Source organism: Streptococcus parasanguinis (assembly GCF_023109675.1).
GTDB classification, from domain to species: Bacteria; Bacillota; Bacilli; order Lactobacillales; family Streptococcaceae; genus Streptococcus; species Streptococcus parasanguinis_I.
The window spans coordinates 1-20,599 of the sequence record NZ_JALDUR010000006.1 but is presented as its reverse complement, the minus strand read 5'-3'; the positions used below and the strand labels follow the sequence as shown (position 1 = coordinate 20,599).

Annotated in this window: 14 protein-coding genes; all 14 read left to right on the top strand. The window is 42.4% G+C overall.

What is annotated here, in order from left to right; translation table 11 throughout:
- Positions 1 to 4 precede the first annotated feature (4 nt).
- The 14 genes from ptsP (at position 5) to M1G14_RS05685 (ending at position 20,478) form a co-directional block, all read left to right on the top strand.
- On the top strand, positions 5 to 1,738 hold the full coding sequence (gene ptsP, locus M1G14_RS05750; protein WP_003006414.1) for a phosphoenolpyruvate--protein phosphotransferase: 1,734 nt from the start codon (positions 5 to 7) through the stop codon (positions 1,736 to 1,738).
- Between the two features lie 328 nt (positions 1,739 to 2,066).
- Entirely contained in the window at positions 2,067 to 3,974 is a 1,908-nt protein-coding gene (gene glgB / locus M1G14_RS05745) for a 1,4-alpha-glucan branching protein GlgB (RefSeq protein ID WP_247926387.1), read from the top strand.
- A 50-nt stretch (positions 3,975 to 4,024) separates the two neighbouring features.
- Positions 4,025 to 5,167 (top strand): glucose-1-phosphate adenylyltransferase, encoded by a 1,143-nt coding sequence (locus tag M1G14_RS05740; RefSeq protein WP_049523676.1) that lies wholly within the window; start codon positions 4,025 to 4,027, stop codon positions 5,165 to 5,167.
- Positions 5,157 to 6,293, top strand: a complete 1,137-nt coding sequence (gene glgD, locus M1G14_RS05735; protein WP_247926386.1) for a glucose-1-phosphate adenylyltransferase subunit GlgD — start codon at positions 5,157 to 5,159, stop codon at positions 6,291 to 6,293. Before M1G14_RS05740 ends, glgD begins: the two co-directional genes overlap by 11 nt.
- On the top strand, positions 6,293 to 7,720 hold the full coding sequence (gene glgA / locus M1G14_RS05730; protein WP_003006424.1) for a glycogen synthase GlgA: 1,428 nt from the start codon (positions 6,293 to 6,295) through the stop codon (positions 7,718 to 7,720). Before glgD ends, glgA begins: the two co-directional genes overlap by 1 nt.
- A gap of 233 nt (positions 7,721 to 7,953) precedes the next feature.
- On the top strand, positions 7,954 to 13,908 hold the full coding sequence (locus M1G14_RS05725; protein ID WP_247926385.1) for a ZmpA/ZmpB/ZmpC family metallo-endopeptidase: 5,955 nt from the start codon (positions 7,954 to 7,956) through the stop codon (positions 13,906 to 13,908).
- A 229-nt stretch (positions 13,909 to 14,137) separates the two neighbouring features.
- On the top strand, positions 14,138 to 14,338 hold the full coding sequence (locus tag M1G14_RS05720) for a F0F1 ATP synthase subunit C (RefSeq protein ID WP_003006433.1): 201 nt from the start codon (positions 14,138 to 14,140) through the stop codon (positions 14,336 to 14,338).
- 33 nt (positions 14,339 to 14,371) lie between these two features.
- Positions 14,372 to 15,085 carry a F0F1 ATP synthase subunit A gene (gene atpB, locus M1G14_RS05715; RefSeq protein WP_024055550.1) on the top strand — a complete coding sequence of 238 codons (714 nt, stop codon included), beginning with the start codon at positions 14,372 to 14,374 and terminating at the stop codon, positions 15,083 to 15,085.
- A gap of 19 nt (positions 15,086 to 15,104) precedes the next feature.
- Positions 15,105 to 15,599, top strand: a complete 495-nt coding sequence (gene atpF, locus M1G14_RS05710; protein WP_004219970.1) for a F0F1 ATP synthase subunit B — start codon at positions 15,105 to 15,107, stop codon at positions 15,597 to 15,599.
- Positions 15,599 to 16,135 (top strand): F0F1 ATP synthase subunit delta, encoded by a 537-nt coding sequence (locus M1G14_RS05705; protein WP_013903319.1) that lies wholly within the window; start codon positions 15,599 to 15,601, stop codon positions 16,133 to 16,135. The genes atpF and M1G14_RS05705 overlap by 1 nt, the downstream gene beginning before the upstream one ends.
- 15 nt (positions 16,136 to 16,150) lie before the next feature.
- On the top strand, positions 16,151 to 17,656 hold the full coding sequence (gene atpA, locus M1G14_RS05700) for a F0F1 ATP synthase subunit alpha (RefSeq protein ID WP_003011619.1): 1,506 nt from the start codon (positions 16,151 to 16,153) through the stop codon (positions 17,654 to 17,656).
- Positions 17,657 to 17,671: 15 nt separating this feature from the next.
- The gene (locus M1G14_RS05695) at positions 17,672 to 18,553 is read left to right on the top strand and encodes a F0F1 ATP synthase subunit gamma (RefSeq protein WP_003017744.1); all 882 of its coding nucleotides are present in this window, start codon (positions 17,672 to 17,674) and stop codon (positions 18,551 to 18,553) included.
- Positions 18,554 to 18,638: 85 nt separating this feature from the next.
- The gene (gene atpD, locus M1G14_RS05690) at positions 18,639 to 20,045 is read left to right on the top strand and encodes a F0F1 ATP synthase subunit beta (RefSeq protein ID WP_003006453.1); all 1,407 of its coding nucleotides are present in this window, start codon (positions 18,639 to 18,641) and stop codon (positions 20,043 to 20,045) included.
- 13 nt (positions 20,046 to 20,058) lie between these two features.
- On the top strand, positions 20,059 to 20,478 hold the full coding sequence (locus M1G14_RS05685) for a F0F1 ATP synthase subunit epsilon (protein ID WP_003002471.1): 420 nt from the start codon (positions 20,059 to 20,061) through the stop codon (positions 20,476 to 20,478).
- Positions 20,479 to 20,599: the final 121 nt, after the last annotated feature.

Sequence of the window (20,599 nt, the reverse complement as noted above, 5' to 3'; positions counted from 1 at the left end):
AAATATGACAAAAATGCTAAAAGGAATTGCAGCATCTGACGGTGTTGCCGTTGCTAAGGCATATTTGCTCATTCAACCAGACTTATCATTTGAGACTGTTTCAGTCGAAGATACAAGTGCAGAAGAAGCTCGTTTGGATGCAGCTCTTGAAGCTTCACAAAACGAGCTTTCTCTTATTCGGGAGAATGCAGTAGCAAGCCTTGGTGAAGAAGCAGCGCAAGTTTTTGATGCGCATATGATGGTTCTCGCTGACCCTGAAATGATTGGTCAGATCAAAGAAACGATTCGTACGAAAAAAATCAATGCAGAGGCTGGCTTGAAAGAAGTCACTGACATGTTCATTGCAATCTTTGAAGGAATGGAAGACAATCCTTACATGCAAGAACGTGCAGCAGACATTCGCGACGTTACCAAACGTGTCCTTGCCAACTTGCTTGGTAAGAAATTGCCAAACCCTGCTTCTATCAATGAAGAAGCAATCGTGGTAGCGCATGACTTGACACCATCTGATACAGCTCAGTTGAACAAAAAGTACGTAAAAGCCTTTGTTACTAACATCGGTGGACGTACCAGTCACTCAGCTATCATGGCGCGTACACTTGAAATCGCAGCTGTTTTGGGTACAAATAACATTACAGAACTTGTCAAAGATGGTGATGTTTTGGCTGTTTCAGGGATCACTGGTGAAGTAGTGATCAACCCTACTGAAGAACAAATTGCAGAGTTCAAAGCAGCTGGTGAAGCTTATGCTAAACAAAAAGCTGAATGGGCTCTCCTTAAAGATGCGAAAACAGTGACTGCTGATGGAAAACACTTCGAGTTGGCTGCCAACATCGGTACACCTAAAGACGTTGAAGGTGTGAACGATAATGGTGCAGAAGCTGTTGGTCTCTATCGTACAGAATTCTTGTACATGGATTCTCAAGACTTCCCAACTGAAGATGACCAATATGAAGCCTACAAAGCAGTTCTTGAAGGCATGAATGGTAAACCTGTGGTTGTTCGTACAATGGATATCGGTGGGGATAAAGAACTTCCTTACTTCGACCTTCCTAAAGAAATGAACCCATTCTTAGGTTTCCGTGCTTTGCGTATTTCTATCTCTGAAACTGGTAACCAAATGTTCCGTACACAATTGCGTGCTTTGCTTCGTGCATCTGTTCACGGTAAATTGCGGATCATGTTCCCAATGGTTGCTTTGTTAACTGAGTTCCGTACTGCTAAAGGTATTCTTGAAGAAGAAAAGGCTAAATTGCTTGCGGAAGGTGTTGCTGTTGCAGACGATATCCAAGTAGGGATCATGATTGAAATCCCAGCTGCAGCAATGCTTGCGGATCAATTTGCTAAGGAAGTTGATTTCTTCTCAATTGGTACAAACGACTTGATCCAATACACAATGGCTGCTGACCGTATGAACGAACAAGTTTCATACCTTTACCAGCCATATAACCCATCTATCCTTCGTTTGATCAACAACGTGATCAAAGCGGCTCATGCTGAAGGCAAATGGGCTGGTATGTGTGGTGAAATGGCCGGTGACCAAACTGCCGTTCCACTTCTTGTCGGAATGGGCTTGGATGAGTTCTCTATGTCAGCGACATCTGTCCTTCGTACACGTAGCTTGATGAAGAAACTCGACACAGCTAAAATGCAAGAATACGCTAACCGTGCTCTTACTGAATGTTCAACAATGGAAGAAGTTCTTGAACTTTCAAAAGAATACGTGAACGTAGACTAAGAATTCAACAAGACTAAGACAAATCTGTCTTAGTCTTTTTTTACATTGTTCATAAAAATGTTCATTTTATTCGTAATAAACTAGTTAGTAATAAAAATAGTGATTTAAATGTTCGGTTTTTGTTTGATTTTCCTCGCATATATAGTATAATCGTAAGTAAGATAAGGAGGATGACCAAGGAAGGATAGAAAAGGTTCGGGAAAGAAAATGGAAAAACTTTTCCTGATAATTTTACATGATTTTACAGGAATCAACTTGAAAATTAAGTGATTTTATAGTAAAATAAAAACAAATAGAAAACGCTTTCAAAGAATAAAGAGGTGAGTATATGGATAGAAGCACAGACTTATGGACATTTGGAAGAAGGGATAATTTCCATCTTCAAGAGTACTTAGGAGCTCACAAGGAAACAAGGGGGGAACAAGAAGGCTTTACCTTCCGTGTTTGGGCTCCCAATGCTCAGGCGGTGGATCTGATTGGTGATTTCACTGATTGGGAAGCTCGTAAAATTCCAATGGTTCGTAATGAAGGAGGCGTCTGGGAAGTCTTCTGTTCCGATGCAAAAGAGGGAGATATATACAAGTATTTGGTGACTCGACAAAATGGTCATCAGGTGCAAAAAATCGATCCTCTAGCGTTATGGATGGAAAAGAGACCCAATACAGGATCTATTATTAAGACCATTCCAGAGAAAAACTGGAAAGATGGTCTCTGGAGAGCACGCCGCAAAAAACTTGGTTTTAAGGAACGACCTGTTAATATTTATGAGGTTCACGCAGGATCGTGGAAACGTAATGAGGATCACAGTTCCTATACCTTCAAACAACTAAAGGAAGAATTGATTCCATATTTGGTGGAGATGAACTACACCCACGTGGAATTTATGCCAGTGATGGCTCATCCATTGGGCTTGAGTTGGGGCTATCAGCTCATGGGATATTTTGCACTCGAGCAGACTTATGGTAGCCCAGAAGAGTTTCAAGACTTCGTGGAAGAATGCCACCTCAACAATATCGGAGTGATCGTGGATTGGGTACCAGGACATTTCATTATCAATGATGATGCCTTGGCTTATTATGATGGAACACCAACCTTTGAATACCAGGATGAACATCGTGCTCATAACTACGGATGGGGAGCCTTGAACTTCGATTTAGGGAAGAATCAAGTCCAGTCATTCTTGATTTCTAGTTTGAAGTTTTGGATTGATACCTATCATTTAGATGGGATTCGGGTCGATGCTGTGAGCAATATGCTCTATCTTGACTACGATAGCGGTCCATGGACACCAAATATTGATGGTGGAAACCTCAACTACGAAGGCGTTCATTTCCTTAGACGGTTGAATGCGATTATCAAGAACGAACACCCAGATGTCATGATGATTGCAGAAGAAAGTTCTGCTGGTCAAAAGATCACGGGTCCTGAAGAAGAAGGTGGACTTGGCTTTGACTATAAATGGAATATGGGGTGGATGAATGATATCCTTCGATTCTACGAAGAAGATCCCATCTACCGGAAATTTGACTTTAACCTGGTAACCTTTAGTTTCATGTATGCATTTTCTGAAAACTTCTTACTACCATTTTCACATGATGAAGTGGTGCATGGTAAGAAGAGTTTGATGCATAAGATGTGGGGAGATCGTTACAATCAATTTGCTGGACTCCGTAACCTCTTGACCTATCAGATTTGCCATCCAGGTAAGAAATTACTCTTTATGGGTTCAGAATTTGGTCAATTTTTGGAATGGAAGTCAGAAGAGCAATTGGAATGGGGCAATCTAGAGGATGAAATGAATGCTAAGATGCGTCGTTTTACTTCTCAGCTCAATCATTTCTACAAAGAACACAAGGAATTGTGGGAGATTGATGATAGCTTTGATGGCTTAGAGATTATAGATGCAGATAACCGGGATCAGAGCGTCTTGTCAATGGTTCGGAAAAATCGTAAGGGCGATCTTCTGGTGTGTGTTTTCAATATGGCACCAGTGGAACGCAAGGACTTTACGATTGGTGTGCCTGTATCAGCGGTCTATGAAGAAATTTGGAATACAGAATTAGAAGAATGGGGAGGTGTCTGGAAAGAGCACAATCCGACAGTTCAGTCTCAAGATGGACTGTGGAAGGATTATGAACAAACTTTGACCTTTACTTTGCCGGCTTTAGGGGCTAGCATTTGGAAGGTGAAACGGAAGGTTCGCAAAACGAAATCTAAAACATCAGATAAAAAATGATGATCGGTTGACTCTAAGGGAGTCCAAGCTTTAAAAAGAGGAAGTAGTCAATGAAGAATGAAATGCTCGCTTTAATTCTTGCCGGAGGGCAAGGAACACGTCTTGGAAAATTAACCAAAAACATCGCGAAACCTGCGGTTCAATTTGGTGGGCGCTATCGGATTATCGATTTTGCTCTCTCAAACTGTGCCAACTCAGGAATTCACAATGTTGGTGTGATTACACAGTATCAACCACTTGCCCTTAACAGCCATATTGGGAATGGTTCCAGCTGGGGCTTGGATGGAATCAATACGGGTGTGTCTATTCTCCAACCTTATTCAGCTAGTGAAGGAAATCGGTGGTTCGAAGGAACTAGTCATGCGATTCTCCAAAACATCGACTATATCGATAGCATCAATCCGGAATATGTCTTGATTCTATCTGGGGATCATATCTACAAGATGGATTACGATGACATGCTTCAAGCACACAAGGATAATAATGCGAGCTTGACTGTTGCCGTCCTAGATGTTCCTTTGAAGGAAGCAAGCCGTTTTGGAATCATGAATACAGATGCCAATAATCGGATTGTCGAATTTGAAGAAAAACCAGCTGAACCAAAATCTACCAAGGCTTCCATGGGGATTTACATCTTTGACTGGGCTCGTCTGCGCAATATGTTAGTTGCTGCTGAGAAGAGCGATATCGATATGTCAGACTTCGGTAAAAATGTCATTCCTACGTATCTAGAATCAGGCGAAAGTGTTTATGCTTATGAATTCAATGGTTATTGGAAAGACGTTGGTACGATTGAGTCTCTTTGGGAAGCCAATATGGAATATATCGATCCAAATAATGCCTTGGATAGTCGCGATCGTCACTGGAAAATCTATTCACGCAACCTTATTTCACCACCAAACTTCTTTGGGGAACATGCTCACATCGAAGATTCTCTTGTAGTCGATGGTTGTTCGGTAGACGGTACAGTCAAACACTCCATCTTATCAACAGAAGCTCAAGTTCGTGAAGGAGCAGTTGTCGAAGATGCTGTCGTGATGAGCAATGCCATTATCGGTAAAGGAGCTGTCGTGAAACGCGCGATCATCGGAGAAGGCGCAGTCATTGCAGAAGGTGTCGTGATTGATGGAACAGAGGAAGTACAAGTTGTCGGTTACAATGAAAAAGTGGGGGTAGCAACAGATGAAGATTGATAAATATTCAGCCATTTTAGGAAATACAGTTGGGTATCATGATATGTCCACTTTGACCAGCCATCGTCCGGTAGCCTCCCTACCGTTTGATGGGAAATACCGCTTGATTGACTTCCCATTGTCTAGCCTTGCGAATGCTGGTATTCGTAGTGTTTTTGGGATTTTCCAACAAGAAAATATTAGTTCGGTCTTTGACCATATTCGTTCAGGTCGTGAGTGGGGCTTGTCTACTTTATTGAGCCACTATTACCTTGGAATCTATAATACTCCAGTTGAAAATACAACGGTAGGGCCAGAATACTACCAACAATTATTGACCTATTTGAAACGGTCTGGTTCCAACCAAACAGTTGCTTTAAACTGTGATGTTTTGATGAATATTGACCTCAATCAAGTTTTCCACTTGCATAATAGCGTTGACCGTCCGATTACAGTTGTTTACAAAAAGTTGCATCCTCAAAATATCTCTGAAGTGAATGCGATTCTACAGATTGATGAGACAGACCATGTTACGGAGCAAAAACTGTTTGACAGCAAGTCTCCTGATGAAGTCTACAACATGTCAACAGATGTCTTTATTGTGGATACCCCTTGGTTGATTGAAAAAATTGAAGAAGAAGCCAAGAAAGAATACCCACAAAAATTGCGCTATATCTTGCGTGATTTGGCGGTGGAATACAATGCTTTTGCCTTTGAATATACAGGTTACTTAGCCAATATTCATTCAGTTGAATCATACTACCATGCAAACTTGGATATGTTGGAAAACCAAAAATTCATGAAGCTCTTTTCACCAAACCAAAAGGTGTATACGAAAGTGAAGAATGAAGAACCAACGTATTATTCCAAGACTTCACATATTAAAACGTCTCAATTTGCTTCGGGTAGTATTGTAGAAGGAACCGTTGAACGTTCCATTGTTTCACGTCGGGTACGCCTTTATGAAGGTTCAGAAGTACGCAGTAGCCTTCTCTTCCCTGGTGTTGTGATTCATGAAAATGCAATCGTCGAACATGCCATTCTGGATAAGGGTGTTGAAGTGGCTGCTGGTGTGACGATTCGTGGGACAGAAGAAGCACCTGTCGTGGTTAAAAAAGGAACGATTGTTACAGAGGATATTGTCTAATGAAACTATTATTTGTTGCAGCTGAAGGAGCACCGTTTTCTAAAACAGGTGGTTTGGGAGACGTTATTGGCGCTCTTCCTAAATCCTTAGCGAAAAGTGGTCATGATGTGCGCGTGATCCTCCCTTACTATGATATGGTAGAGGCTAAGTTTGGAGATCAAATCGAAGATGTCTTGCATTTTGAGACCAAGGTTGGCTGGAGAAGTCAATATGTTGGTGTGAAACGCATTGTGCGCGATGGAGTCACCTTTTACTTTATTGATAACCAACATTATTTCTTTAGAGGTCATGTGTATGGTGACTTCGATGATGGCGAACGCTTTGCCTTCTTCCAGCTCGCGGCCTTAGAAACGATGGAACGAGTTGACTTCATTCCAGATGTTCTTCATGCCCATGATTACCATACGGCGATGATTCCTTTCTTGCTGAAGGAAAAATACCGTTGGATTCAAGCTTATCATGGAATTAAGACAGTATTGACCATCCATAATTTGGAATTCCAAGGTCAGTTCGACCCAGGAATGTTGTGGGATCTTTTCGGAGTTGGATTTGAACGCTATGCAGATGGAACACTTCGATGGAATGATTGCCTGAACTGGATGAAAGCCGGCATTCTATATGCTGACCGTGTGACAACTGTTTCTCCTAGCTATGCGCATGAGATTATGACTGCTGAATATGGTTGTGGCTTGGATCAGATCCTTCGGATGGAGTCTGGCAAGGTGACCGGAATTGTTAACGGGATTGATGCAGATCTGTATAATCCTGAAACGGATCCACTCTTGACGTATCACTTCAGTCTCTCAGATCTTTCAGGTAAAGCAGCTAGTAAACGAGCTCTTCAAGAACGTGTCGGTCTACCTGTTCGCGATGATGTTCCTTTGTTTGGGATCGTCTCTCGTTTGACACGTCAAAAAGGCTTTGACGTGGTGGTAGAAGAGTTGCATCAACTCTTGCAAAAGGATATTCAGATTGTCTTGCTCGGTACAGGAGATCCTGGATTTGAAAATGCCTTTGCTTGGTTTGGTCAAGCCTACCCAGATAAACTTTCAGCGAATATCACATTTGATGTCCAATTGGCCCAAGAAATCTATGCAGCGTCGGATGTCTTCTTGATGCCAAGCCGTTTTGAACCGTGTGGTCTTTCTCAAATGATGGCCATGCGTTATGGAACCCTTCCTTTAGTGCATGAAGTCGGCGGACTTCGAGATACGGTCCAACCGTATAATGCTGTTGATGGAAGTGGAACAGGCTTTAGTTTCAATAATTTGTCTGGCTATTGGTTTAACTGGGCAGTTGATGAAGCCTTGGCTGTCTACTACAATGACAAACAGGCTTGGTATGGTCTCCAAGAGCAAGCTATGACGCGTGACTTCTCATGGGATACGGCTAGTCAACGATACAATGATTTGTACCAATCCTTATAAATAGATCTATAATACAAACGCCTTTCGAGGCGTTTTTTGTGTTGCTTTCTTCCTATAAAGAAAACGGTTTATTTTTTTGAGTTTTAGAGCTTGCTAAAATAGAAGAAAAAAGATAAGATAGGTAAAGGTAAAAAATCCCGGGAAGGTTCTTATTTCTGGAAAGGATCCCATCCTCTCTAAAAATAATCAGGTCCCTGCTCGAGGGTTAAATATTACTATATAGGAATTTTAGGATGAAAAAAGCGAAACAAACGTTTGAAAAAATGACCAAATATTCGATTCGGAAATTAACTGTCGGTGTTGGTCCGGTGGCCATTGGAGCCTTTTTATTAGGAGGAAGCTTGTTAGGAGCTCGTCCTGTCCAAGCTGATCAGATGACTCTACCTGCTCATGTTCACTTAGGATATGTGACAGAAGAAGAGCTGACTGCTGAAGAAAAAGCACAGGTGATTCATGCAATCCCTGAAGAGTATCAAAATGAAGATACTTTCTATCTCGTCTATAAGAAGAAGGAAGCAATTCAGTCGGTTCTTCCTCAAACAGGAAGTCAGGAAGTCGCCCTTTTTGGGCTAAGTCTAGCCACAGCTTCTTTTGCGGTCCTCTTACTCTCTAAAAAGCACCGGAAGAAGGTCATGGGCGTCCTTTTGATTGGAGCCATGGGACAAAGTCTTCTACTTCCAGTTGAAGTCGCAGCCCTACAAAATCAAGTTTTGCGCGCCTATAATCAGGATCTTGCGATCGCATCGAGCAAAGATCTTGCAAATGGCGTGATTCAAATTGACGGTTATGACTATATTGGTTATCTGCGCTACCCGTCAGTCCAAAAGACGAGCTTACGAGAGCCAAAGGCTATGCAGGAAACGAAACCTTCTGTAGAAGGAACGATCAAAACAAGTACAGGTATTCCACAAGTGGAAGCACAAGCTCGTGTGACCCCAGAAGTCTCTCCAGCCTTTCCTCAAGTTGAAAAACCAAGCCTGGAAGTCTCTACTGAGCCTGTGCCATTTGAAACTGTCAAACAAGCTGATCCTACATTACCTAAAGGGCAAACCAAGGTGCTGACTGCTGGTCAAAATGGGGAGCGGACCCTATTGACAGAAGTGAGTGTGGTAGATGGACAAGAAGTTCGCAGAGTCGTTGAAAGCAAGGTCACTAAAGAACCAGTTTCACAAATTCTTGCTGTTGGGACAAAAGAAGATGCCCAACCAACCCCTCAACCCAATCCTTCTCCAGTTGTAACGGCTAAGGGGACACAAGAAGAAGGTCATGTCGGTGAAGCTCCTGTTCAACCGGAGAAGCCAACCTATACAGGTGTGGTGGAAGATAAAGGAACACAGGAAGAAGGCCATATCGGCGAAGCTCCTGTTCAACCAGAGAACCCAGCCTATACAGGTGTGGTGGAAGCTAAGGGAACACAGGAAGAAGGCCATGTCGGCGAAGCTCCTGTTCAACCGGAGAACCCAACCTATACAGGTGTAGTAGAATCCAAGGGAACACAGGAAGAAGGCCATGTCGGCGAAGCCCCTGTTCAACCAGAGAACCCAGCCTATACAGGTGTGGTGGAAGCTAAAGGGACACAAGAAGAAGGCCATGTCGGCGAAGCCCCTATTCAACCGGAGAACCCAACCTATCAAGTAACGGAAGGGACGGTAACAGAGACAGAAACGGTAATCCTTCCATATGAAACAGAGTATGTAACGGACGCCAATCGTTACACCGATGAAGAAAGCCTCCTTCAGAAAGGCGAGGCTGGTAGCCAGGAGATTCGTCGAGTTTATAAGACGGTCAATGGTGAGAAGATTGGCGAGCCTCTCAGTACGACCACTGAAACGGTAAAAGCTCCTGTGACAGAAAAAATTAGTCGTGGGACTAAGGCGATTGAAGGCCAAACAGAGGATGTTTCGTTTGAAGAAATTCCATTTAAGACGGTAACCGAACAAGATGTTACCTTGCTAAAAGGAACCGAAAGGGTTTCTCAAGTCGGTAAAAATGGGAAGAAAAAAATCACCAAGGTCTATAAGACCATTAAAGGTGTCAAAACAACGGATGCTCCTACAATTTCTGAAGAAGTAGTAGAACAAGCCCAAGATCAGATCATTCAACAAGGGACCAAAGAACTTGATAAGCCTACCTTAACTTTGACCCAGGTCGATAAGGAAGAATTGAAGCGCAGTGCTAAAGCTACTTATCATTTGGATAAACCAGACGGTGTGACCATCAAGTCCATCCAGGCTGTATTGAAGAAGGGTGATCAAGTGGTGAAAACCCTGACCCTTTCAGAGACGGACTTGGCAGCTGCTTTAGCGGACTTGGACTACTACAAGGATTATACGCTCGCAACGACCATGGTGTATGACCGTGGAAATGGGGATGAAGAAGAAGTTCTCAAGGAAAAACCACTGAGAATTGATCTTAAAAAAGTTGAAATCAAAAACATCAAGGAAACCAGTCTGATTAGCGTGGATGACCAAGGTCTTGAGACCGATAGCAGCCTCTTGTCTGAAACACCATCAGATGTGAAGCCTTACTACTTAAAGGTCACTACCTATGATAATAAGGTTACAAAACTAGCCGTTGATAAAATTGAAGAAGTAACGGTAGATGGCGTGACCCTCTACAAAGTAACAGCCAAAGCTCCTGATCTCATTCAACGGACTGCGGACAACCAGTTTAGTGAGGACTATGTCCACTATATTGCAAAACCCAAAGCTCATGAAGGGGATGTCTACTACAATTTCAACGAACTTGTAAAAGCTATGCAAGCCAATCCGACTGGTACCTTTAAACTGGGTAGCAATATGAATGCGACTAATGTCCAGCCAGTAGGGAAATCCTATGTGACCAATGCCTTCAAGGGAATTTTGGAAAGTACGAATGGAAATAAATTTGCCATCCATAACATTACAAGACCATTATTTGGGAACATCGAAGGTGGCTCGGTTAAGAATCTCTTGCTTGAAAATGTCAATATTGACCTACCTGGGACAGATCGAGTAGCCCCAATAGCAGGTGTTATCAAAAATAATGCAACTGTCGAGAATGTTAAAGTAACAGGAAGTGTTGTTGGGAACAATGACGTAGCAGGGATCGTCAATAAAATTGATGGCAGTGGGAAAGTAAGTAATGTCGCCTTTATCGGGAAACTGCACGCTGCTGGGAACAAAGGTGGCTATCTAGCGGGTGTTGTTGGTGAGAACTGGAAGGGTGTCGTAGAAAAAGCTTACGTTGATGCTGAAATCACTGGGAATAAAGCCAAAGCTGCAGGTTTGGCTTATTCCTCTCAAAATGGTGGAAATAACCACACAGTAGGTAAAGAAGGGGTTCTCAGAAATTCAGTTGCTAAAGGTTCAATTGAACTGAAAGAAGCTGTTCAATCTGGTGGGTTACTGGGGACCAACTGGGCCTTGGGTGCTATTGAAGACAACATCACCATGATGAAAGTCAAAACTGGTGAGATGGTCTTCGGACACTCGGATATCGACGCAGATGATTATTTCACCTATTCAAGAACCAAGCGCAATTACAGTGTGGAAGGCGTGAGTGAAGGGAAGAAAACCTTTAACAACTCCCGTAAAATCCCTAGCATCTCGCTGGCAGAAGCTGAGCAGAAGATTGAAGCAATGGGAATCACTGCTGATAAATTCACCAGCAGGAAACCAATTGAAGATACGCTCAATCACCTTGTTAGCAAAGACGATCAATACAAGGCTATCACTGCTTACGATGCGACTCGTGAGCTAGCTTACCGCAATATTGCTAAATTGCAACCATTCTACAACAAAGAATGGATTGTCGACCAAGGGAATAAATTGGCTGCAACGAGTCCTCTCTTGACCAAGGAAGTCTTGTCTGTGACTGCTATGAAGGGCAATGATTTTGTTACTGAACTAGCTGATGCTGATCACATCCTGATCCATTATGCCGATAAGACAAAAGATATCTTTAGCATTTCACCGAAAGAGTCTAAAGTCAAACAAGTCAAAGAGTACAGTGTGGCGGAGCTCGGTGAAGTGGTCTATACGCCAAATATGGTGGACAAAGACCGGAGCGATCTCATTGGTGCGATCGTTGAAAAATTAAGCCCTGTCGAATTACAATCAGATCCAATCTACACACATCTTGGTCGAACAGGTCCTAACAAAGTCAATGCCATTAAGAACCTTTACCTTGAAGAAAGCTTCCAAGCAGTCAAGGATAATCTGACTCACTTTGTCAAACAACTAGTTGAAAACCAAGATCATCAATTAAATACAGATGAGGCTGCCAAACGGGCCCTTATCAAGAAAGTTGATGACAACAAGGCCGCTGTTCTTCTTGGTTTGTCATACCTCAATCGCTATTATGGAGTGAAGTTCGATGATGTCAATCTCAAACAGCTCATGTTGTTCAAGCCAGATTTCTATGGGAAGAATGTTGATGTCTTAGACCGCTTGATTGAAATTGGTTCAAAAGAAGACTACATCAAAGGGACTCGTACCCACGATGCCTTCCGAGAAGTCGTGGCTAAATCGACTCTTTCTGGGAACCTAAATGACTTCTTGAAGTACAATATGGACCTCTTTACAACTGATACAGACTTGAATGATTGGTTCATCAAAGCAACCAAAGACAATGTCTATATTGTGGAGCCTGAGACGACCAATCCAGCTTTCGCATCTGCTAAGCATAGAGCCTATGAGGGCTTAAACAATGATGTTCACGGTAAAATGATCTTGCCACTCTTGAACTTAAAAGATGCTCATATGTTCTTGATTTCAACTTACAACACTATGGCCTATAGTTCCTTCGAGAAATATGGCAAGAACACGGAAGCAGAACGCAATGCCTTCAAAGCCGAAATTGATAAGGTGGCTAAAGGACAACAGAATTACCTAGATTTCTGGTCACGTCTAGCAACGGATAAGGTACGCAATCAACTCTTGAAGAGCAATAATATGGTGCCGACCCCTGTCCTTGATAACCAAAACTACAAGGGCATTAGTACAGACCGTTATGGCCACACCAACAGTGGCAAAGATGTCGCTCCAATTCGGGAGTTGTATGGTCCAACCGATCGTTACCATGCGACAGATTGGCGGATGGGAGCAGTGGCGCGAATTTACGGAAATCCATATAAAGACGACTCTGTCTTCTTCATGGTGACCGATATGATTAGTGACTTTGGGGTCTCTGCCTTTACCCACGAAACGACGCACGTCAATGACCGTATGGTTTACTTAGGTGGTTGGAGACACCGTGAAGGAACCGATATCGAAGCCTTTGCCCAAGGCATGTTACAAACGCCATCTGTATCCAATCCAAATGGGGAATACAAGGCCTTAGGTCTCAATATGGCCTATGAACGTCCTAACGATGGAAACCAATGGTACAATACCAATCCAAATGATTTGAAGTCACGTGACGAAATTGATCGGTATATGAAAGGCTATAATGACACTCTCATGCTTCTGGATTACCTAGAAGGAGAAGCCGTCCTCAATAAAGGCAGTCAAGACTTGAACAATGCATGGTTCAAGAAGGTTGATAAACAATACCGAGGGGCTAATACCAAGAATCAATTTGATAAGGTGCGTCCTTTGAGTGATGAGGAAAAAGCGATCACCTTACATTCAGTAGATGATCTCATCACCAACAACTTCATGACCAATCGTGGTCCTGGAAATGGTGTCTATAATCCATCGGACTTTGGTTCAGCCTATGTGACGGTACCGATGATGACAGGGATCTATGGTGGAAACACCAGTGAAGGGGCTCCTGGAGCCATGTCCTTCAAACACAATACCTTCAGACTCTGGGGTTACTATGGCTATGAAAAAGGCTTCTTAGGCTATGCTTCAAACAAGTATAAACAAGAATCCAAACAAGCAGGTCATGCGACTCTAGGGGATGATTACATCATTCAAAAGATTTCTGATGGGAAATTCAGTACCCTTGAAGACTGGAAGAAAGCCTACTTCAATGAAGTGGTAACCAGTGCCAAAAATGGACTTCAGGCTATTGAAGTGGATGGGACTACTTATAGCTCTTATGAGGACTTAAAACAAGCCTTTGCAACTGCGGTTGAAAAAGATCAGGCCAGTTTGAAGAATGGTTCTGTCAAATTTGACAATACCCTTGCCTTGAAAGAAAAAATCTTTAAGAAATTACTGCAACAAACAGACAGTTTCAAAACGTCTATCTTTAAATAATCGAATTCTCTCATCTGCTGAGCAGGTGAGAGTTTTTTAGAAGAAAAAATGAATAGAGGTGGACAAAGCGTCTAAAAATTAAAAGAAATCAATCGTAGATAGGAAAAATTATCATATTAAAAAAATAACGTAATTTCACTAAAACGCTTACTTTTATAGGAAATATTTGACTATTATATCTTTTAGGAGTAAACTAAGGAGGTAAAATTTTATAAAAGGAGAATTCATCATGAATTTAACATTTTTAGGTCTTTGTTTAGCCTGTTTTGGTGTATCACTGGCAGAAGGTTTGATGATGAGTAGCTTATTGAAATCTGCGTCTCGTCAACCAGAAATTATCGGTCAATTGCGTAGCCTCTTGATTCTTGGTGTTGCCTTTGTCGAAGGTACTTTCTTCGTAACCTTGGTTATGGCCTTTATTATCAAATAGACGCTTCTATTTTAGAAAAGGAGGTGTCAAACCTTGGAAGAAAGTATCAATCCAACGATTACTCTTGGACCTGTATCTTTTAATTTGACCCTACTTGCTATGACCCTGATTTCTGTTTTCGCCGTTTTTGGCTTCATTTATTGGGCCAGTCGAAAAATGTCGATCCGACCAAAAGGCAAACAAAATGTGCTGGAATACGCATATGACTTTGTCGTAGGCTTTACAAAAGGAAATATTGGGGAACATTACATAAAGGACTATTCCTTGTTCTTGTTTGTTCTTTTCCTCTTTCTTTTAGTAGCCAATAACATTGGATTGATGGCTAAAATCGAAACGACCAATGGTTACAATTTGTGGACATCACCAACCGCTAACCTGGGTTATGACTTTGCCTTTTCATTTTTGATCACCTTAATCGCCCATGTAGAAGGAATTCGCAGACGTGGTGTGAAGGAATATTTAAAGGCTTTTGTGACACCCGGATTTATGACCCCCATGAATATTTTGGAAGAATTAACGAACTTTGCCTCCTTGGCACTTCGGATCTTCGGAAATATCTTTGCGGGTGAGGTACTAGCAAGCTTGCTTGTGACTTTGTCGCATCAAGCTGTTTATTGGTATCCATTTGCCTTTATTGGAAGCATGGCGTGGACAGCGTTTTCGATTTTCATTTCATGTATCCAAGCCTATGTGTTTACCATGTTGTCATCAATTTATATTGGTAAGAAAATTAATGGTGAAGAGTAAGTAGAGGAGGAGTAGAAGAATGCATGTATCAATGAGTGAAATTATTGGTAACTTTATTCTCATTGCTGGTTCCTTCCTATTATTAATCTTTTTAATAAAGAAATTTGCATGGAACAATATCAATGGAATTTTAGAAGCGCGTGCCAAAAAGATTACAGATGATATTGATGGAGCAGAATCAGCTCGTCAAAAAGCTGAGGAACTAGCAAGTAAACGTGAAGAAGAGTTGGCAGGTAGCCGCAAAGAAGCTGCGTCTATTGTCGAAAATGCAAAGGAAACTGCAGAAAAGAACAAATCTCAGATCCTTTCAGAAGCCACTCAAGAAGCAGTACGTTTGAAAGAAAAAGCGCAACAAGAAATTGCGCATAACAAAGAAGAAGCATTGAACAGTATCAAAGGCGATGTGGCAGATCTCACTGTCAATCTTGCCAGCAAATTGTTGAGTCAACAGCTGGATGCTGAAGGTCAACGCCAACTGATCGATCGCTATCTTGATGAATTAGGAGAAGCCTAATGGACAAAAAGCAACTGATGGTGATTGAGAAATATACCCAGCCTTTTGTTCAATTGGTCTTTGAAAAAGGAGAACAAGATCTTGTCTTTGAAAAATTGACCCAAATCAAGGGCATTTTTGAGGAGACTGGACTTGCTAACTTCTTAGCTCATATCGGTGTAGAGGATGAAGAGAAAGCAAAAAGTCTAAGACTTTTTCAACCCTCTGATTCACAATTACTCGACCATTTGATTGAAGTGGTTATTCTCAATCATCGTGAAGCCTTATTTTATGACATTGTAACGATTTGTTTGGATCAGATTCAACTGTTGAGCAACGCATTTGTCGTCACTGTTACGACAGTTGCTGGTTTGGATCCTGTTCAAGAGCAAAAGCTAGTACCCATTATCGAAAGAAAATTTGGGATTCAAGTTCGCTCGATCCAACAAAAGATCGATCCAGATTTAATTGGTGGCTTTGTCGTGACAGCCAATCATAAAACGTTGGATACCAGTCTCAAACACCAATTGCAAGTTATAAAATCTAAATTGAAATAGAAAGTGGTGTGAATTTTGGCGATTAACGCACAAGAAATCAGCGCTTTAATTAAGCAACAAATTGAAAATTTCAAGCCAAACTTTGACGTCACTGAGACAGGTGTTGTAACCTACATTGGTGACGGGATTGCCCGCGCTCATGGGCTTGAAAATGCCATGAGTGGTGAGTTGTTAATCTTTGAAAATGGCTCATACGGGATGGCCCAAAACTTAGAAACAACGGATGTTGGGATCATCATCTTGGGTGATTTCACGGATATTCGTGAAGGAGACTCTGTCCGTCGTACAGGTAAAATCATGGAAGTCCCTGCAGGGGATGCCTTGATTGGTCGGGTTGTCAACCCACTGGGCCAACCAGTAGATGGTTTGGGTGAGATTGTGACAGATAAATTCCGTCCAGTTGAAACACCAGCTCCTGGCGTTATGCAACGGAAATCTGTCTCAGAACCCCTACAAACTGGTTTGAAAGCCATTGATGCCCTTGTTCCAATCGGACGTGGCCAACGGGAATTGATTATCGGGGACCGTCAAACAGGGAAAACTTCGATTGCCATCGATACCATCTTGAACCAAAAGGGTCAAGACATGATCTGTATCTATGTGGCGATTGGTCAAAAAGAATCAACAGTTCGTACGCAAGTAGAAACTCTTCGTAAATACGGAGCCATGGATTATACGATTGTGGTAACCGCTTCGGCTTCCCAACCGTCTCCATTGCTCTACTTGGCACCTTATGCCGGGGTTGCCATGGCAGAAGAGTTCATGTATAACGGTAAACACGTTTTGATCGTCTATGATGATTTGTCAAAACAAGCCGTAGCCTACCGTGAATTGTCCCTTCTTCTTCGTCGTCCACCAGGACGTGAAGCCTTCCCAGGGGATGTCTTCTATCTCCACAGCCGTTTGTTGGAACGTTCAGCTAAAGTTTCAGATGAATTGGGTGGTGGCTCTATTACAGCTCTTCCAATCATTGAAACCCAAGCAGGAGATATTTCTGCTTATATCGCAACCAACGTGATTTCGATCACAGATGGACAAATCTTCTTGCAAGATAGTTTGTTCAATGCTGGTATTCGTCCGGCCATTGATGCAGGTTCTTCTGTATCCCGTGTAGGGGGAGCTGCCCAAATCAAGGCTATGAAGAAAGTTGCGGGTACCCTTCGTATCGACCTTGCTTCATACCGTGAATTGGAAGCCTTCACGAAATTTGGTAGTGACTTGGATGCTGCGACTCAAGCGAAATTGAACCGTGGTCGCCGAACAGTTGAAGTCTTGAAACAACCTGTTCATGAACCATTGACAGTTGAAAAACAAGTCGTGATCTTGTACGCCTTGACTCATGGTTTCTTAGATAGTGTTCCAGTAGACGACATTCTTCGTTTCCAAGAAGAGTTGTTTGATTACTTTGAAGCACATTATGATCAAATCTTTGAGACGATTCGTTCAACACATGATCTTCCAGCAGAAGAAGAACTGGATGCAGCCCTTACAGAATTTGTCAACCAGTCAAATTTCAAATAGAAATAGGAGTGGAAGATGGCAGTTTCATTAAATGATATAAAAAATAAAATTGCATCCACTAAAAATACCAGTCAAATTACCAATGCCATGCAGATGGTGTCTGCTGCTAAACTCGGAAAATCGGAGCAAGCAGCCAAGGATTTTCAGGTTTATGCTGCTAAGGTACGTAAGTTACTAACAGACTTGCTCCATGGACATGAAACAGAAAATGCTAAGTCCCATCCCATGTTGGTGAGTCGGCCGGTAAAAAAGACAGCTTATATCGTGATTACATCCGATCGTGGTTTGGTCGGAGGCTACAATGCCTCCATCCTTAAAACCATGATGGAAATGAAGGCAGAATACCATCCAACTGGAGATGACTTTGAAGTGATCTGTATTGGAAGTGTCGGGGCGGATTTCTTCCGTGCCCGTGGGATTCAGCCGGTTTATGAATTGCGTGGTTTGCCTGATCAACCTAGCTTTAAGGAAGTTCGTACGATCATTTCGAAAACAGTCCAAATGTATCAGGAAGGCTTGTTTGATGAGTTGTACGTCTGTTACAACCATCACGTCAACAGTTTGACTAGCCAAATGCGGGTGGAACAGATGCTTCCAATTATTGATTTGGACCCCAATGAAGCAGATGAGGATTATGTATTGAATCTAGAATTGGAATCTAGTCGAGATGCTATTTTGGATCAATTGCTCCCTCAATTTGCTGAAAGCATGATCTATGGTGCCATTATTGATGCTAAAACAGCTGAAAATGCTGCGGGGATGATGGCCATGCAAACTGCAACAGACAATGCCAAGAAAGTCATTGATGAATTAACGATTCAATACAACCGTGCTCGTCAAGCAGCGATTACGCAAGAAATTACCGAAATCGTTGCTGGTGCTAGTGCCCTTGAATAGTTGTCGGATACAATTTTATATACAAAAACAGATGCTCGAAAAAGAACTTTTGAGCAGTAGAAATTACTTAGAATAGGAGAATGACATGAGTTTAGGCAAAATTTCTCAGGTCGTAGGTCCCGTCGTAGACGTTGCCTTTTCCGTTGGAGATAAACTTCCTGAGATCAATAATGCGCTTGTAGTCTATAAAAATGACCAACAAAAATCAAAAGTCGTTCTTGAAGTAGCTTTGGAACTTGGTGATGGGGTCGTACGGACCATTGCCATGGAATCAACTGATGGTTTAACACGTGGAATGGAAGTCTTGGACACTGGTCGTCCAATCTCTGTTCCTGTCGGAAAAGAAACCTTGGGACGTGTCTTCAATGTTCTTGGAGATACCATTGACTTGGATCAACCTTTTGCTGAGGATGCTCCTCGTGACTCCATCCACAAAAAAGCTCCATCCTTTGACGAGCTCTCTACTTCAGAAGAAATTCTTGAAACAGGGATCAAGGTTATTGACCTCTTAGCCCCTTATTTGAAAGGTGGGAAGGTCGGACTCTTCGGTGGTGCCGGAGTTGGGAAGACTGTCTTGATTCAAGAATTAATCCATAATATTGCCCAAGAACACGGTGGTATTTCTGTATTTACCGGTGTTGGGGAACGGACACGTGAAGGGAATGACCTTTACTGGGAAATGAAAGAATCTGGCGTTATTGAAAAAACAGCCATGGTCTTTGGACAAATGAATGAGCCACCTGGAGCACGGATGCGTGTTGCTTTGACTGGTTTGACCATTGCGGAATACTTCCGTGATGTTGAAGGTCAGGACGTTCTCTTGTTTATCGACAATATCTTCCGTTTCACCCAAGCCGGATCTGAAGTATCAGCCCTTTTGGGACGGATGCCATCAGCCGTTGGTTACCAACCTACTTTGGCAACTGAAATGGGTCAATTGCAAGAACGGATTACGTCAACGAAGAAAGGTTCTGTTACATCCATCCAAGCCATCTATGTGCCAGCCGATGACTATACAGACCCAGCGCCAGCAACCGCTTTTGCCCACTTGGATTCAACCACCAACTTGGAACGTAAATTGGTACAATTGGGGATCTACCCTGCGGTGGATCCATTGGCATCAAGCTCGCGTGCCCTTTCTCCAGAAATCGTAGGAGAAGAACACTATGCAGTAGCTTCTGAAGTCAAACGCGTCCTTCAACGTTACCATGAATTGCAAGATATCATTGCTATCTTGGGGATGGATGAATTGTCTGACGAAGAAAAGACCTTGGTTGCTCGTGCTCGCCGGATCCAATTCTTCTTGTCACAAAACTTCAACGTTGCGGAACAATTTACAGGTCAACCTGGTTCTTATGTCCCAGTTGGAGAAACTGTTCGTGGCTTTAAAGAAATTTTGGACGGAAAATATGACCATCTTCCTGAAGATGCCTTCCGTGGTGTTGGATCGATCGAAGATGTGATCGCCAAAGCTGAAAAAATGGGATTCTAAGAAGAGGTGAAAGATGAGTCAAATGAACGTCCAAATCGTTACACCGGATGGACTGGTTTATGATCATCATGCCGCATTTGTATCTGTCAAGACAATTGATGGTGAATTAGGGATTTTACCTCATCATATCAATACCATTGCGGTTTTGGCTGTAGACCAAGTAAAGGTTCGTCGTGTCGACGATGACAAACATATTGATTGGATTGCAGTCAATGGTGGGATTATCGAAGTAGCTGATAATGTCATTACCATTGTTGCCGATTCTGCCGAACGTGCTCGAGATATCGACATTAGTCGTGCAGAACGTGCCAAACTGCGAGCTGAAAAAGCGATTGAAGAAGCCAAAGATCAGCATTCGGTTGATATGGAACGTCGTGCTAAAATTGCTCTTCAACGCGCCATTAACCGGATTAATGTCGGAAATCGTTTATAAGATATTAAAAATAAGGTGGAGGTTTTGTCCTCACCTTATTTTTGTGGTTCTTTGTCAACTGTAGTGGGTGACGAAAAGCTAACATCTAGAGAGGACCTGATAGGTCTTCTCTTTTTGTATG